Genomic DNA, 15,922 nt, shown 5'->3' with positions numbered 1-15,922 from the left:
CTGATCACTACCATGGTGAATATTTCGATGTCCGACAGCAAAAGCACAAGCAGTTCACGTAGCTGGGGTTCCAGTGGTTCGGGGTGGTCAGGTAGCAGCGGTAGCCATAAATGAACCTGTCAGAAGTGACCTGCCCGCACGGCCAGCACCTGCTGGCCGATTTTCATGGTGTGCCTGCCAGCAAGCTGGCTGACCCTGTGTTGATCGAAACCGCGCTGCGACAAGCTGCAGTTGCGGCCGGGGCAACACCCATCCACGGCCATTTCCATCACTTTGGCGAAGGCCAAGGAGTGACGGGTGTACTGTTGCTACAAGAATCCCACATCAGCATTCATACCTGGCCCGAAGATAACTTTGCCGCCATTGACGTTTTCATGTGCGGGGCCGCCCAACCACGCCAGGCATTGATCACATTGCAGCAATTACTGGCACCGTCAAACTGCTGGATTACCGATCATCGGCGTGGCAGGTTACCCGTTGAGCCCCATTTGACCTGACGTCACATCCATATCCAGATAATCAATCCTGTGAAACCAGGGAGAATTTATCCCTGGTAGACGGTCATTGGAATTGATTTGGCTGCCGAGAACTGCATTCGCAGCGCATACAACGTCACCATCCCAACGACAAATAGCACCACCCACGGCAATGCTGGCATTCGCAGGTTCGTAGCAGTGTCATACAGCCAGCCACCACTCAGGTGGCCCAAGGCTCCGCCCAGCGCCAAGCCAATACGACTGAACCCAAGATAGGTGCCACGCATGGCTGGATCTGCCAATTCGGCCACCAACGTCTCACGTGCCGGCTCGGCAGCGATCACCCCAATGTAAAATCCCCCCATCAGCACAAACATGGCGACCACATTGCTGGCAAACGCCAGTGCCCCCAAACTGACCGTCATCAGGGCCAGCCCTGCCATCACGCGGGTCTGTAGTGTGAATCGATGTTCTGCATAGCGCGCCAGCGGGTACAGCAGGACCAACGACAAAATGGTATCCAACGTATACATCCATCCTACCGCTTGTGGTGTACCTGCCATGTGCTTGATGGCAATCGGCAACAGCAGCATGATCTGCGCACCCAATAAGTAATAGCCGCTTAGCGTCAGCACAAAGTTACGGTAAGGCCGATCCCGCAATACAGTCGTGATCCCCTGCAGCAACGAGCCACGACGTGTCGCCACACGATAGTTGGGCACCAACAAGCCATTGCACAACGCAGCCACCAGAAAAATCGCCGCACCTATCCAGCCCACCCAGCGGAAATCAAAATGCAACAGCCAGCTGCCTAGTAGCGCACCTGCCACCGCACCTGCGCTATCCACCATCATGATGATAGAGAAGAAACGACCACGCTCATAAGGCCGGGTGAATTTGACGATCAACGCATTACGCGGCGGATCAAATAACGCACCACCAATGCCGGACAACACACACGACAGCAGCAACCACCAGAAGGAGGTCGCCAATGCCATACAGACGAATCCAGCCGCCCGCAGCAACATACCGCTGACGATCAGCGGCTTGGCGCCATAGCGATCAGCCAATGAACCGGCAAAAATCCCCAGGCCTTGTTGCACAAACTGCCGAAGTGCCAGTGACAAGCCGACCAACCCGGCCGCCCAACCCAGATGGTCGACAAAATGAATACTGATCAGCGGAAATACGACATAGAAGCCAAATACGACCAGCACATTGTCCAGCAACACAAACCACTTACCCAAACGACGCACGCGTGACGCCGGTACCATAGCCCTCTCCTGGGTTCTGTTGACATGATTTCACGGCACGCGTTGGACTGATTTTGGGCTTGGACCTAGGAGCAAAGCGCGCCGCATAGTGATCTATACAAGCGGTTTGCGACAACGGGGGAAGCCCAAAAGCAGACCAACCCCATGGGCCGAACCGAATTTTGGGGCAAGCCTAGGCGTCACGAACGCCGTATAGCAGGCTATATCAGCTTGTGGCAACAACGGATTGTCCCAAAACTCGGTTCGGCGCGAGCCATGAAACCATGTCAACAGAACCTAGAATGGGAATACATTCTGGGTACTAAGCTGCTATTGTGGAAGCCTATTTCTAGCTATATTTCGTATCAGCAAATGTTATGACTATTTCACTTGCCGATTTACAACTGTTATTGGATGTTGTCGACACCGGCAGTTTCAGCCAAGCAGCTGCCCGACATGGCTGGTCACAGCCTCAGGTTAGCCAACGGATTGCATTGCTGGAGTCAGATCTGGGCGCAGCCTTGTTTACACGCCATCGACGTGGTGCCGTGCCGACCGAAGCGTGCACCCGCTATGTCGACTCGGTGCGGCGAGCCCTGGCAGAGTTGGACAACGGCCGACAATCATTACAAGGTACACCCACGCTACCAAGGGTAGCAGTGGCCTGCATGCCCTCAATGGCATCAGTGATTTTTGGTCCGCTGATCGAAATGCTGGCAGATGCCCCATTGGAGATCCGCTGCCATACGGATCACTCGCCAGACATCATGGAAAATCTACTGGTGGGCCGCATTCAAGTTGGGTTTGTACTGAAATGTCCGACCATGGCTGGCATACAGATGGAACCGCTCGGGAAATCACCGATCGTGGCCGTGGTATCAGCGGATCATCCACTGGCACAGCAAAGTGAACCTTTGACATTGACCGACGTTGCCTGCCATCGCATCTCACCACAATATTGGGGCGAAGGCTGTCAGGAACTGATTCAGCTGATTCGCGCCCGGCGTGGGCACCCGGAGCCGATTCACGCCAATCAGCCTGCGGCCACTGCACGTGAACTGGCCATTGCCTATGGGTTTGTCACCTTCATGCCTGCCGCTGCCGTGGTACGCGACCTGCTGGCTGGCCGCCTGAAGCGATTGACGGTTACTGACCTGCCGTCCTGGCATTGGGAGGTCATGGTTGCCTACCGCACCGGTAAACGCCCCAATGCTCCCAAGGACGCCGTACTGGATGCGGCCCGTGCGCTGGCCACCGGCTGGCGTGCGACTGGCGTGGCAACCTGAACAATAAGCGAGTTGCGCCACCACTTTAACAGGCAAACACACTCGACTGTCGGCTTAGGCCTCACCCATCAGGCCCGACCTATTTGAGGATCACACTGGAAAAATCATGCCTGCCAAACGGGTTGACTCGATAGCCGCTGACATTGGAACGCACCAGTACACTGGCCACTGGGTGCGCCAATGGAACCCAAAGTGCTTGATCATGTACCATGTGCTGAGCAGCCTGATATAACTTGATACGTTGCTTGGTATCGGTAATACGCTTGGCATCCGTCACCAACTTATCCAATTTTTCATCGCAAAAGCGTGCGAAATTGGTGCCAGACTGCACCGCAGCACAGCTGAATTGCGGGGTGTAGAAGTTGTCTGGGTCGCCATTATCACCCGCCCAGCCCATGAACAGCAGGTCATGCTCACCAGCCTTGCCACGCTTGATCAACTCTCCCCACTCCACTACCTTCACCTCAGCCTTGATACCCACTTTAGCCAAATCCGCCTGCAGCAACTCGGCACCGGCTTTCGGGTTGGGGTTCAACACGCTGCCGGAAGGCCGTACCCAGACTGTAGTACTGAATCCATTGGCCAAACCGGCATCTGCCAACAACTTCCTTGCCCTGATGACGTCGTGTGGATAGGGGACCAAGGTTTTATCCATGCCCCATGTAGTTGGCGGCAATGGCCCGCTAGCTGCTTGGCCGCTATGGCCAAACACGGTCGTCAGATAACTGTTACGATCAAACGCCAGATTGATGGCTTGCCTGACCAATAGGTTATCCAGTGGTGGATGTTGTGTGTTCAACGCCACAAAGGCCGTCATGAACGCGGGTGATTCCAACGCCTGCAAACCACCCACCAGCCGCGCGGCCTCGACATCCTGCGGCTTGGGCGAAATCACTACCTGACACTCGTTCGCCTTCAGCTTCTGTAGCCGAACGGCAGAATCCGGAGTGATAGCATAAATCAGCTTGTCAACCTTGGGTTTGGCTCCAAAATACTGTGGATTGGAGTCATAGCGCACCACACTGTCTTTCAGATAGCTTTTAAAGACAAACGGTCCGGTGCCGATCGGCTTCTGATTCAACTGGTCTGGCACACCCGCCTTCAACAAATGCTCAGCATATTCGGCGGAATAGATCGAAGCGAACCCCATGGTTAGGGATGCCAGAAAAGTTGCTTCGGGATAATTCAGTTCAAACCGTACAGTGCGATCGTCCAGCTTTTTGACCACTTTGATCAACTTGTCAAACTGCATTGACCGGGCGTGTGGATATCCATTAGGCGCCGTCTTGAACCATGGGTGGTTCGGGTTCAACATCCGCTCAAAACTGAATACCACATCATCCGTAGTCAGGAAACGGCTGGGTTTGAAGTATTCCGTCGAATGAAATGGCACTCTCGGGCGTATGGTAAAGGTATAAGCCAGACCATCGTCACTGACTGCCCATTTTTCTGCCAGACCCGCCACAACACGACCTGTTACGGCATCAAACTCCACCAGCCGATTCATTAACGGATCGGCTGATGCTGCTGTCGTCACCAACGAGTTGTATTGCACAACATCAAACCCTTCTGGACTGGCTTCAGTACAAACCGTCAACGGCTTGGCCAATGCCAGTGCAGGGAGGACAACGAGTGATAGGGGGATCAGTCGCAACATGGAATGCTCCTCAGTCATGATTTCGGCCGAGTTTGCCACAAAGCGAACCCTATCGACGAGTATTGACGCGCCTTGCCCTCTATGCAGACAACAGTTGCGTATTCTGGACAGCCGCATTGATGATCAGCTCGGTACGGCTGCTCAGTTGCAACTTGCCAAGAATATTTTGTACGTGCGTCTTGACGGTCAATGCACTAATGCCAAGGATGATTGCAATTTCCCAATTGGTCTTACCCAATGACACCCAATGCGCAATATCCTGTTCGCGACGTGTCAATCTGGCCAATTGAATTGAATTACGCTGTGCATTTTGTTGCTGCCGAACGTAAATCTTCTGCATACAGGAATGTATGCTTGGCATCAGCAAATTGGAGAGCAGGATATTCTTCTGCAAATCATCACTCATCACATTATAAAGGCAGATATAACTACATAAATTGCCGTTGTCATTCTTCTGACCAAATGCAAACAAACTGTCCAGGTGATAACTATCGAATAAGGCGCGCCACCCTTCATCGACGGGTGGGCCTTTAACATGGTCCTTTTCATAATATTGCGGTTGACAGGTATGCAGCCAGCGTCTGATGATCGGCGTCTCGACCTTGCCCTGCCGATTGATGATCCTGCCGAGATAGGCATCCGGTACTGCCAAGTTCACCAGATGCTGGACATACACCCCCCCCTGCCTGATCTCACCCACACCGCACACCATCAATTCAAACGGGATCAACTGCCTGATCTCGTTTGCCAGCAAGGTACGGTAGTCGCCTGTGTTCGTCACAGCCGCCAAACTTTGAACAGTATCGGTAAAGTGTACTTTGTCTTGCGTACTCAGTAATGCGGAACCCATGATGTGGCACTCTTCCTGATGATTGATCGGTCGGATTGCCGTACGCCCCATGGCAAACGGGAACAAGGCGCGAACAGTTCGCGCAGACGGCACGTTGCACCGCTTATACGTCACTTCTATTCAAAACAGGGAAGGACGGCCGAATCCAAGCAAATCTGCTTTTCACACTGAACCAGTGCTGGATGGCGTTAAATGCCTATTCAACAGGCGGGTGGTTTATTCTTCACAGCTTATCAAGCATCAATGATCTTGATGTGAATGGCGGTAATATTTTTATATTTACGAACTTCCGAACATATATATAAATCATATTGACAGACACGATTATGCACGTTGCTTTGGCATTCAAGCTCTATTAAATCACAAACTTGACCACTGTAAAATAAAACCGTACTCCAGTCGGAGTATGGTGCCATAAAGTCGCCACCGATAAAGTCTTTCCATCCCGATAAAACACGATTTCGGATTCACGGTGGTTAAGATGTCAACCCTTGCTACAAATCATGCCAATACCTCGCCAAAGGCAACATTGACCGACATTGGCAGTGTCCTTCGGTATCACGCACAACAGCATCCAGACCGGTTGGCTTTCACATTCCTGAAAAATGGGGAACAGGAAGAAGCACAATGGACATTCAATATACTGGATCGCTATGCCCGTGCCATTGCCGCACAGTTGCAGTTGCGTGGTCTGGCGGGGACGCGTGTGTTGCTATCCTACCCACCTGGCATTGAATTCATCACGGGTTTTCTGGGATGTTTGTACGCCGGAGCAATTGCCGTGCCGGTCACGCCCCCCAAACGAAATCAACATGGCAGTCGATTGGCGACCATTGCACTGGATGCGCGTGCCTCGGCATTGCTGACCTGCACCTCGCTGGCAAACGAGCTAACGGCACATTGCCGGTCGTATCCTGCCTTACAGGCATTACCGCTCCTGATCAGCGACGATCACCACGATCAAGCTGCCCATTGGGCTGACCAATGGAATGCCCCGCAACTTGATGGGGATGACATTGCTTTTCTGCAATACACCTCGGGCTCTACCGGTGCCCCCAAAGGGGTAGTCATCAGCCATCGAAACATTTTGCACAACGAAGCAATGGTGCAACGAGCATTTGGCCATGATGCCAACACGGTATTCGTTGGCTGGTTACCGCTTTATCACGACATGGGATTGATCGGAAACGTACTGCAGCCGATCTTTCTGGGCATTCACTGTGTACTGATGTCACCAGTTGCCTTTACCCAGAAGCCCATCCGTTGGCTACGCGCGATTTCACATTACCGTGCCACAACCAGTGGGGCACCCAACTTTGCTTACGACCTGTGTGCTCAACGCATCACGCCTGAACAGTGCGAAGGCCTGGATCTAAGTTCATGGCAAGTCGCCTACAACGGGGCAGAACCGGTTCGGGCCGCGACGCTGACCCGGTTCAGCGAGCGCTTCCGCCCTTTTGGCTTTCAAGCACACGCCTTTTACCCCTGTTATGGCATGGCAGAAGCCACACTGTTCATCGCTGGTCAACCGGCTGGGCAGCAGCCCACTGTCATGACAGTCGATGCCTTGGCTCTGGCCGCCAATCGTGTGCAACCCGTGGCGGCCACGCATGACAGCAGTACCCGTGACTTGGTTGGATGCGGCCATTCCTGGCAGGGCCAACAATTGCATATTGTTGATCCGAATACTACAAAAGCCTGCTCCGAAGGACAGATCGGTGAAATCTGGGTATCGGGTGACAGTGTCGCCCATGGTTACTGGAACAACGAATCCGCCACACTGGAGGCGTTTGCCGCAAGGATTGACGGATTAGACGAAGGCCCTTTTTTACGTACAGGGGATTTGGGTTTTATGTGGAATGGCGCATTGTTCGTTACTGGGCGATTGAAAGACATCATCATCGTGGCGGGTCGTAACCATTATCCACAAGATATCGAAGCCACCGTCGCTACCAGTCATGTGGCATTTCGTGACGGCGGCACAGCTGCCTTTACCGTTGACTCGGATAGCGATCCGCAATTGGTGATCGTGCAAGAAATCGAGCGTAGCGCATTACGCCAGTTGGACAGCGATGAATGCGCGCAGCTGATCAAACAGATCGTAGCGGCAGAGCACGGCCTGAAAGTCCACGATGTGGTGCTGATCGCCCCCTCCACCATTCCCAAGACCACCAGCAACAAGATCCGCCGTCAGACCTGTCGTACCCATTACTTGGCAGGTGAATTGCGGCTGGCCACCGATGCATTGCACCGTGAACCGGAACTGACCGTTTAACCCGCCTGGAGGCGATCTCAGAGATGTCATCCACACTGGACCCCGTTTTGCCCGAACCCACCGACTTGGCGCCTGATATGCGGCCAACCTTGTCGAGCCCGTTTCTATTGAACATGCAACGCCGCGCTGCATGGCTAACTATCGGCATCCCCACCGTGGTTACCGTCCTGGCGATTGTCGCTGCAGTGAAATGGGGAGTCAGCCCCCTTTCACTGTGGCTGTGGGTAGGGCTACATTTTGTCGGTATGCTGGGTATTACCGTCGGTTATCACCGCCAGTTTTCCCATCGTGCGTTCAGCACCACCCGACCGGTCCGCGCGTTATTGATTTTCATGGGCTCCATCACCGCCCAAGGGCCAGTGATCCACTGGGTGGCCAACCATCGGCGGCATCACGAATACAGCGACCGTCCCGGCGATACCCACTCCCCTCATGCGTTCGAAGGGCAACCCAACAGCTGGTTACGTGGCATGTGGCATGCCCACGTGGGTTGGATGTTCACAACCGATGTCACCAACCCCAATCGCTATGCACGCGACCTGCTACGTGACCCTCTGGTCACCCGGATGAACCGCCTCTATCCGCTTTGGGTGACATTGGGCGTATTGCTGCCGGCAACGGTAGGTGGCGTATTGAGCGGCACTTGGACTGGCGTATTGGAAGGTGGACTGTGGGGTGGCTTTGTGCGCATCTTCACAGTGCATCACGCCACCTGGGCGATCAATTCCATCACTCATCGTTATGGCAAACGACCATTTGCCACACGCGAGTACAGCACTAACAGCGTATGGCTGGCCCTCCCAACCGCAGGTGAAGCTTGGCACAACTGTCATCACGCGTTCCCATCTTCAGCACGGTTTGGTTTGGCATGGTGGCAACTCGACATCGGTTATCTGTTCATTTTGGCGTTGCGCAGCGTTGGGCTGGCTTGGGATCTCAATATTCCGTCACCGGCCGCCCTGGCATCAAAGCGAGCCACATAATCCTAAATACGTTGGTCCAGACCAACAGTATGTTCATAACAACTAAAGGAGTTCTCACCATGGTAATTCGTACTGAAGAAGAAATTCAGACATGGATCCTCACTTACCTGTCACGTTTGTTCGACATCCCGGCTGACGACATCGGCTTGAAAGTCCCGCTGGAACGCTACGGCATCGATTCGACCGCTGCAGTTGGATTCACCGGGGATTTGGGTGAATGGCTGGGCCGCGATATCGAACCAGGGCTGGTCTACGACTACCCAACGGTTGACGCCATGACCCGCCATCTGGCACAGGCCATGTCCGAGACGGCATAACCGAGGAACGAGGAGGCAACGATGACTGATGTGCTTCACGTTTCGCCGGCCGTATCGACCAAACCGTTCCGGTCGCCAGTCATCGTGGCTGACGCCCGAATCATGCGGTCGAAACGTCGCCTGGCGCTGCTCACGATCTGGATACCGACATTGGGGACTGCGCTGGCGGTTGCATTGGCTGTCCAATTTGGGCTTCGTGGGCTGGATATGGCGCTGCTGATCGGCATGTACACGTTGACCATGATGGGGTTGGAGGTGAGTTTCCACCGCCAGCTCTCCCACAATGCGTTTGACAGCCCACGCTGGGTACGAGCCGCGCTGGCGATCTGCGGCAGCATGGCCATGCAAGGTGGAGTGCTGTATTGGGTGGCGACCCATCGTCGGCATCACATCCACAGCGACACGCCGGAAGACCCGCACTCCCCCTACTATCGGCTCAGCAGCAGCGGGCCACAGAAGCTGGGCTGGCTGCAAGGCCTATGGCACGCCCAACTGGGCAATATGTACACCGACCATGCGACCAACGTCACCGTGTTTGCCAAGGACATGCTGAAAGACCCGGTGATCGGTGCCATCAACCGCCGTTACTGGCACTGTGTCGCATTGGGGCTGTTGATTCCCACTGTCATCGGTGGCCTGGCCGACATGAGTCTGTATGGCGCATTGACAGGTCTGTTATGGGGTGGATTGGTCCGCATTTTTCTGGTTCATCACGTTTATTTCGCCAATGGCTCGTTCAGCCACATGTATGGCGGCAAACCGTTTGACAACGGCGATTGCAGCGCCAACAACATGTGGTTCGGGCTGCCGACATTCGGCTCGGCCTATCAGAACAACCATCATGCCTTCCCTACCTCGGCACTGATCGGTTTCAAATGGTGGCAACCCGATATCGGCCATATGTTCATTCGCGCCTTTGAGTGTGTTGGTTTGGCCAGTAACGTCAAACGCGCCACACCGCAGCAGATTGCCGCCAAGCAGGCGCAATCGACCACGGCAAGCAACCATCCGAATACGGGAGACAGGTCATGACAGGCGACGTATCGACGCCCACCACGGCAATGTCGGCAACTGACAAACCGGCCGATGCTGCAACGACTACCGCACCACCGATCACCATCAGCAATATGTCGCTGGGGCTGATGCACAAGCTGATCGCTGCCGGCACCATCTGGATTCCGTTGCTGGGCACGGCAGCGGCCCTGATCCACGCTTGGCAGGTTGGCATGGACAGCATCGACATCACCCTGTTGGTGGTGATGTTCGTGCTGACCAACCTGGGCCTGGAGTTCGGCTTTCACCGTAATCTGGCACATCGGACGTTTGAAACCAGCAAGGCGATGCAGCTTTTCTTTGCCGTCACCGCCTCCATGGCAGGCACCGGGCGTGTGCTGTTTTGGGTGGCCAACCACCGGCGCCATCACATCCATAGCGATACGCCCGGCGACCCCCACTCACCCCATGTGCGCATGGGCCGTCACGGGCCGGAGCAGTTGGGCTTCTGGCGCGGGATGTGGCATGCCCACTATGGCCATATTCTGAGCGCACATACCGTCAACTGCACGCTGTTTGCCCGCGATATCAATCAGAACCCGTTGTTGCGCAAAGTCAACGACCTGTATCTGCCACTGGTGGTTGCTGGCCTGTTGATCCCTGCAGCAATTGGCGGGTTACTCAAAGGTACCTGGATGGGTGCATGGGAAGGATTGCTGTGGGGTGGATTTGTGCGGATGTTCCTGGTTCATCAAGCCACTTGGGGCTTGGCATCATTCAGCCATCGTTTTGGCCCCAGTCCGTTCGATACCAAGGATCAGAGCGCCAACAATATTTGGGTTGCCCTGGCCACGTTTGGCTCTGGCTGGCAGAACAACCATCACGCATTTCCACAATCAGCCTATCTGGGCCTGAAATGGTGGGAGATCGACATGACTGCCTGGGTGATTGCCGCTTTTGCCAAAGTAGGGCTGGTATGGAATGTCCGCCGCCCCACTGCCGCGCAGATTGAGGCCAAACGCATCAAACCACGGATACCGGACGAGCTGACAGCACATCCGCCATCACGTTAAAGACAAGGTCGTACCCATGTTGAACACCGCAACACTTGAGCCCATCGCCATTATCGGCATGGGCTGTCGGCTCCCTGGCGTCCATCACTTGGCCGAATTCTGGCCATTGCTCAGCCAAGGACGCGATGCAACCATGACCGTGCCAACCGACCGCTGGCATGCAGCAGCGTTATACGATGCCGACCGGGTTGCTGCGGGCCGCATCAATACCCAGCGCGGCGGCTTTATCGCCGACCTGCATGAGTTTGATGCCGAGTTTTTCGGCATGTACCCGCGAGAAGCCCGTCGGATGGACCCACAGCAGCGGATGACGCTGGAAGTGGCCTGGGAGGCGCTGGAACATGCGGGCATCGTTCCATCGACACTGGCCGGGCAGATGGTGGGGGTCTACATGGGGGTCAGCCACAGTGACCATGGCCGCAAGTTGCATGCCGACGTGGCCAGTATGGATGGCTTTGAAGGCTCCAACTACTATCACGGCTTTGTCGCCCACCGCCTATCGTATTTGCTGGATTTGCATGGCCCAAGCCTGGCCGTCGATACCGCCTGTTCATCCTCATTGGCAGCCATCCATCTGGCTTGTCAGGCACTGCGCACGGGTGAGTGTGAATTGGCCTTGACCGGCGGTGTCAACGCCAACCTGCTACCCGGTGAAACCATCTCCGCCTCGATTGCCAACATGTTGTCGGATGACGGCCGCTGTAAAGCATTCGATACCAGTGGGGACGGCTTCGGGAGAGGTGAAGGCTGTGGCATCGTTGTTCTGAAGCGACTGAATGATGCGATTGCGGCCGGTGACAGCATTGCAGCGGTCATTCGGGGTTCGGCCATCAATCACAACGGCTTGAGTAATGGCATCACCTCCCCCAGCGGCCGGGCGCAGCAGGCTGTGGTTCGCCGTGCACTGGCCGTTGCAGGCATTGCCGCCAATGAGATCAGTTATCTCGAAGCCCATGGCACCGGAAGTGTGCAAGGCGACCAGATTGAGCTACGCGCCTTGCAACAGGTATTGAGCGAAGGCCGAGCCCCTGACACACCATGCTGGATCGGAACGGTCAAGACCAATATCGGGCACCTTGAAGCAGCATCAGGTGTTGCCGGATTGATCAAAACCGTGTTGGCCATGCAACACCAGCAACTACCGCCAACTTTGCACTTACAACAACCCCAAGTTGGTTTGACCAACAATCCCAACTTGTTCTCAGCTGTTACTACATTGCAACCCTGGCATACCAACGGCCCAAGACGAGCTGGCATCAGCGCATTTGGCTTTGGCGGAGCAAATGGTCATCTGATACTGGAAGAAGCACCAACCGTGGCAACAGCCACCGCCATTGCAGTAGATCGAACCAGTCACCTGTTGGTACTGCACGCCAAAAGCGAACCTGCTTTGCGTAAACTGGCACAACGTTATGCAGCTTGGCTGGCCAGTGACCATACCCCACCTACACTAGGTGACCTATGCTTTAGTGCAGCAGTCAGCAGAGAGCCATTTGATTATCGACTGGCCATTCCCTGTGATGATCATTCAACTTTGGCAGGGCAACTCGCCAGCTTTGCGGTTCATGGCCAAGCTGAGGGGCTCCATACTGGACGGATAAGCCGTCAACGGCCCAAGATCGTCTGGCAGTTTGATTCCACAGGTTTAGGGGTGGAGCACCTACAAGCCTTGTATCGCACCTCCCCCCCCTTCAAACAGGCATTCGTAGAATGCCTGTCAGCGTGGCAAATACCGAACACCATACCGAGCGCGCAAACCACTGCCTCGCCCTTCCAGATTGTAGCTGGCCAAATCGCGCTGGCCCGGCTCTATCAAACCTGGGGATGGACGCCATATGCACTCACTGGTACCGGCCTGGGCTTGTGGGCCGCAGCGGCCGTCTCGGGCCACGTGACGTTGCCGCAACTGACTGATTTGATGCTATCCGATGCCGAAACATGGCAAGGTACCACGGCAGCAGCCGGCCGCTGGCCGATCCATCTGCCCAACGGGCAGCCATGGCCTGCGACTACCACCTCCCCCCCATCCGACAATCCATTGGCGAGCTGCTGGCGCCTTGGCTATCACCAAGGACTACCGTGCCTGATATCCACCAATGCTGAGCAACACCCCCAGACAGATGACTGCTGGCTGGCGTTACATCACATCGTGGCGTGCTTGTACGTCAATGGAACGCGTATCAACTGGCACAGCCTGGAAACGGATTACGATCGTCACCGTTGCTCATTGCCGACCTACACCTTTGACCGCCAATTTCTCCCCTTTGATGGTCAAGTCCTGCCACAAGACGCAGAACTCAGTCGGCAGTTAGCCTCAGAATTACGCAGTAAGCCCGATCTGTTCGATGCCATCGTAGTCCCCCTGAATCAAGGCGTGGCAACTAGCCCACCTTTGTTTCTGGTTCACCCGATCGGTGGGTCGGTACTGTGCTATCGCGAACTGGTCATGAACTTGGGGCAGGATATCCCTGTTTATGGTTTGCAATCCCCATTCCTGAATGACGAAAGCACCACCTTTCCGTCACTGGAAGCCATGGCAGACCGCTATCTTGCCTGCGCCCGCCATATTCAGCCGACCGGGCCACTGCATCTAGCTGGCTGGTCCATGGGGGGCGCTATCGCATTTGAAATGGCACAGCAACTGGCCAAGCAAGGCGATACGGCACAATTGACCCTGATCGACACACACCTGCCCAGCACTGGCTGGGTGGATCGCAATACGCGGTCCCTGCTATTGACCATGGCGCTCGATATGGGTATCCCTTATGACACACTGGATCGCAACTGGTTGTTGCAAGCGGAACTGGAACCTGGGCTGCGCTATGTCATGGATAAGGCACGGCAGGCTGGCGATACCAGCTTGCTGCCCAGCGAAACCGATCTGCTGTCACGGTTGACCTTGCTGCGACAGCACGTGGCCATTTTCCGGCGCTACCAACCACAACCATTTGGCGGTGCGCTGACGATCCTGCGCGCGGCGACTGTCATCGGCGAGTCGGAAGCATTCGATGACGATCTGGGCTGGCGCACACTGGTGGCATCGGTACAGACTGGCGACGTGCAGGGCCATCACTTCAGCATGCTGCGGGCGCCCAACGTGCAGGCCGTGGCCCAACGAATCAGCCTGAGCCATGGCGTGAATACCCTCCTGGCCCAGTTCAGCCGACCCCACCACCCCGATCTGCCCGCCACATCGCCTGGCCTGAAATCAGCGGCAGATATCGAGCATTGGGCGCTGCAGTGGCTGAGCCAGCAATTGGGGGTGGCCCCGGACACGTTGGACATTGATCAACCGTTCACTCAGTTTGGCATCAATTCAATCAGTGTTGTCCGGTTCATCCGTGACATGAGCCAATGGCTGGGAACATCGTTGGTGGTATCGACACTCTGGAATTTCCGCACCATCCGGACATTGGCTACCTACCTGGCCAACCCAACCATCGCCACGGCGGACGACGATTCGCCGGCAACATGCGATACCGTGATCGAGGGGGTGTTATGAACATCGCAACCTTTGTCGAAAACCTGCGCCGGCAAGGCATCGAGCTTTGGACGAACGGCGAACAGCTGAGCTACCGAGGCAATGCGCAAGCATTGACGCCCGCCATGTTAGGGACACTCAAGGCGCATAAAGTCGACCTGATACAGTGGCTGACCACGCAATCGGCAACCGCGCCGGCTCAGCAGTCCGTCGATTTCAGCCTGCTGTTCTTTGCCAGCAACCAGGCCGAGTTCACGCACAACAAATATCAGTTGATGCTCAATGCCACCCGCTTTGCCGACCAGCGAGGTTTCAAGGCTGTCTGGCTGCCGGAACGACACTTTCACGCATTTGGCGGGCTGTATCCCAACCCATCGGTTTTGGCCGCTGCCCTGGCGATGACCACCCGGCAAATCCGCCTGCGGGCGGGCAGCGTGGTCATCCCGTTGCAAAACCCGATCCGGGTGGCGGAAGAATGGGCAGTCGTTGACAATCTGTCCGGCGGCCGGGTGGATCTCGCGTTTGCACAAGGCTGGAACGCACGTGACTTTGTATTGGCGCCCAGTGCCTATCCACAGCGGTTGAACCTGTTGTGGGACGGTATGGAGCAAGTACGGCGCCTGTGGCGGGGCGAGTCCATCGAATTGCCAGATGGCAACGGCAAACCTGCCGCGATCCAGACCTTTCCCTTGCCGCAACAACCTGAACTGGCGGTATGGGCCACTTGCAGTGGTGGGACCGAACGCTTCATCGAAGCCGGTGCCAAGGGTGTCAACGTCTTGACCGCTCTGCTCTTTCAAACCCCGGAAGAGCTGGCCGACAAAATCGCCGCCTACCGCAAAGCCCGAGCCGATCACGGCTTCGAAGGGCCTGGCCATGTCACGTTGATGCTGCACACGTTGATCGGTCATGATCTTGCCGCAGTCAAAGCCACCGTCAAGGCACCCTTCATTGCCTATCTCAACAGTTCGGTCGATTTGTGGCGGCAACAAATGCAGGGTTTGGACGAACTGGCAGAGGAAGATCGCGAAGCGGTGCTGGAATACGCTTTTGAACGCTATTTCGAAACCGCTGCACTGTTTGGCACACCGGATAGTTGTGCCGCCAAAGTGACACAACTCCGACAACTGGGCGTCGACGAGATTGCCTGCCTGCTTGATTTCGGCGTCGGTGCCGACCAAGTTCTGGAACACCTTGGCCCGCTCGACCAGTTGCGAACGCGCTTTGCCACATCCGATACCGCCCCAGTCACCCTGTCACCCACTCATTGAAGACACC

General features: G+C 55.6%; 12 protein-coding genes. 9 read left to right on the top strand and 3 right to left on the bottom strand.

The genetic code is table 11. The features are described from left to right. The first annotated feature begins 110 nt into the window (after positions 1-110). The gene (speD, locus tag FFS57_RS10120; protein WP_137937671.1) at positions 111-497 is read left to right on the top strand and encodes an adenosylmethionine decarboxylase; all 387 of its coding nucleotides are present in this window, start codon (positions 111-113) and stop codon (positions 495-497) included. A gap of 47 nt (positions 498-544) precedes the next feature. Here speD and mdtH read toward each other — a convergent pair whose 3' ends face one another. Further along, positions 545-1,750 (bottom strand): multidrug efflux MFS transporter MdtH, encoded by a 1,206-nt coding sequence (gene mdtH / locus FFS57_RS10115; protein ID WP_137937670.1) that lies wholly within the window; start codon positions 1,748-1,750, stop codon positions 545-547. A 356-nt stretch (positions 1,751-2,106) separates the two neighbouring features. Between mdtH and FFS57_RS10110 the strand changes: the two genes are divergently transcribed. Further along, positions 2,107-3,015 carry a LysR family transcriptional regulator gene (locus FFS57_RS10110; protein ID WP_137937669.1) on the top strand — a complete coding sequence of 303 codons (909 nt, stop codon included), beginning with the start codon at positions 2,107-2,109 and terminating at the stop codon, positions 3,013-3,015. Between the two features lie 79 nt (positions 3,016-3,094). Here FFS57_RS10110 and FFS57_RS10105 read toward each other — a convergent pair whose 3' ends face one another. Next, positions 3,095-4,672, bottom strand: a complete 1,578-nt coding sequence (locus tag FFS57_RS10105) for an ABC transporter substrate-binding protein (protein WP_137937668.1) — start codon at positions 4,670-4,672, stop codon at positions 3,095-3,097. 79 nt (positions 4,673-4,751) lie between these two features. Further along, positions 4,752-5,615 (bottom strand): LuxR C-terminal-related transcriptional regulator, encoded by an 864-nt coding sequence (locus tag FFS57_RS10100; protein WP_137937667.1) that lies wholly within the window; start codon positions 5,613-5,615, stop codon positions 4,752-4,754. Positions 5,616-6,003: 388 nt separating this feature from the next. Between FFS57_RS10100 and FFS57_RS10095 the strand changes: the two genes are divergently transcribed. Genes FFS57_RS10095 through FFS57_RS10065 form a run of 7 tightly spaced genes read left to right on the top strand, consistent with a single transcriptional unit; the run spans position 6,004 to position 15,915 of the window. Next, on the top strand, positions 6,004-7,797 hold the full coding sequence (locus FFS57_RS10095) for a fatty acyl-AMP ligase (RefSeq protein ID WP_137937666.1): 1,794 nt from the start codon (positions 6,004-6,006) through the stop codon (positions 7,795-7,797). Positions 7,798-7,820: 23 nt separating this feature from the next. Beyond that, positions 7,821-8,780: an acyl-CoA desaturase gene (locus tag FFS57_RS10090; RefSeq protein ID WP_137937665.1), complete on the top strand. Its 960-nt coding sequence runs from the start codon at positions 7,821-7,823 to the stop codon at positions 8,778-8,780. Between the two features lie 59 nt (positions 8,781-8,839). Further along, positions 8,840-9,097 (top strand): acyl carrier protein, encoded by a 258-nt coding sequence (locus FFS57_RS10085; protein ID WP_137937664.1) that lies wholly within the window; start codon positions 8,840-8,842, stop codon positions 9,095-9,097. Positions 9,098-9,118: 21 nt separating this feature from the next. Then, positions 9,119-10,129 carry an acyl-CoA desaturase gene (locus FFS57_RS10080; protein ID WP_137937663.1) on the top strand — a complete coding sequence of 337 codons (1,011 nt, stop codon included), beginning with the start codon at positions 9,119-9,121 and terminating at the stop codon, positions 10,127-10,129. After that, the gene (locus FFS57_RS10075) at positions 10,126-11,163 is read left to right on the top strand and encodes an acyl-CoA desaturase (RefSeq protein WP_137937662.1); all 1,038 of its coding nucleotides are present in this window, start codon (positions 10,126-10,128) and stop codon (positions 11,161-11,163) included. The genes FFS57_RS10080 and FFS57_RS10075 overlap by 4 nt, the downstream gene beginning before the upstream one ends. A gap of 16 nt (positions 11,164-11,179) precedes the next feature. Continuing rightward, positions 11,180-14,665: a type I polyketide synthase gene (locus FFS57_RS10070; RefSeq protein WP_137937661.1), complete on the top strand. Its 3,486-nt coding sequence runs from the start codon at positions 11,180-11,182 to the stop codon at positions 14,663-14,665. Next, entirely contained in the window at positions 14,662-15,915 is a 1,254-nt protein-coding gene (locus tag FFS57_RS10065; protein ID WP_249383962.1) for a MupA/Atu3671 family FMN-dependent luciferase-like monooxygenase, read from the top strand. Before FFS57_RS10070 ends, FFS57_RS10065 begins: the two co-directional genes overlap by 4 nt. Positions 15,916-15,922: the final 7 nt, after the last annotated feature.

It is taken from the genome of Chitinivorax sp. B (genome assembly GCF_005503445.1).
Lineage (GTDB): Bacteria > Pseudomonadota > Gammaproteobacteria > Burkholderiales > SCOH01 > Chitinivorax.
Note: the sequence above shows the minus strand (reverse complement) of the source record. Positions and strands in the feature narration are given on the sequence as shown.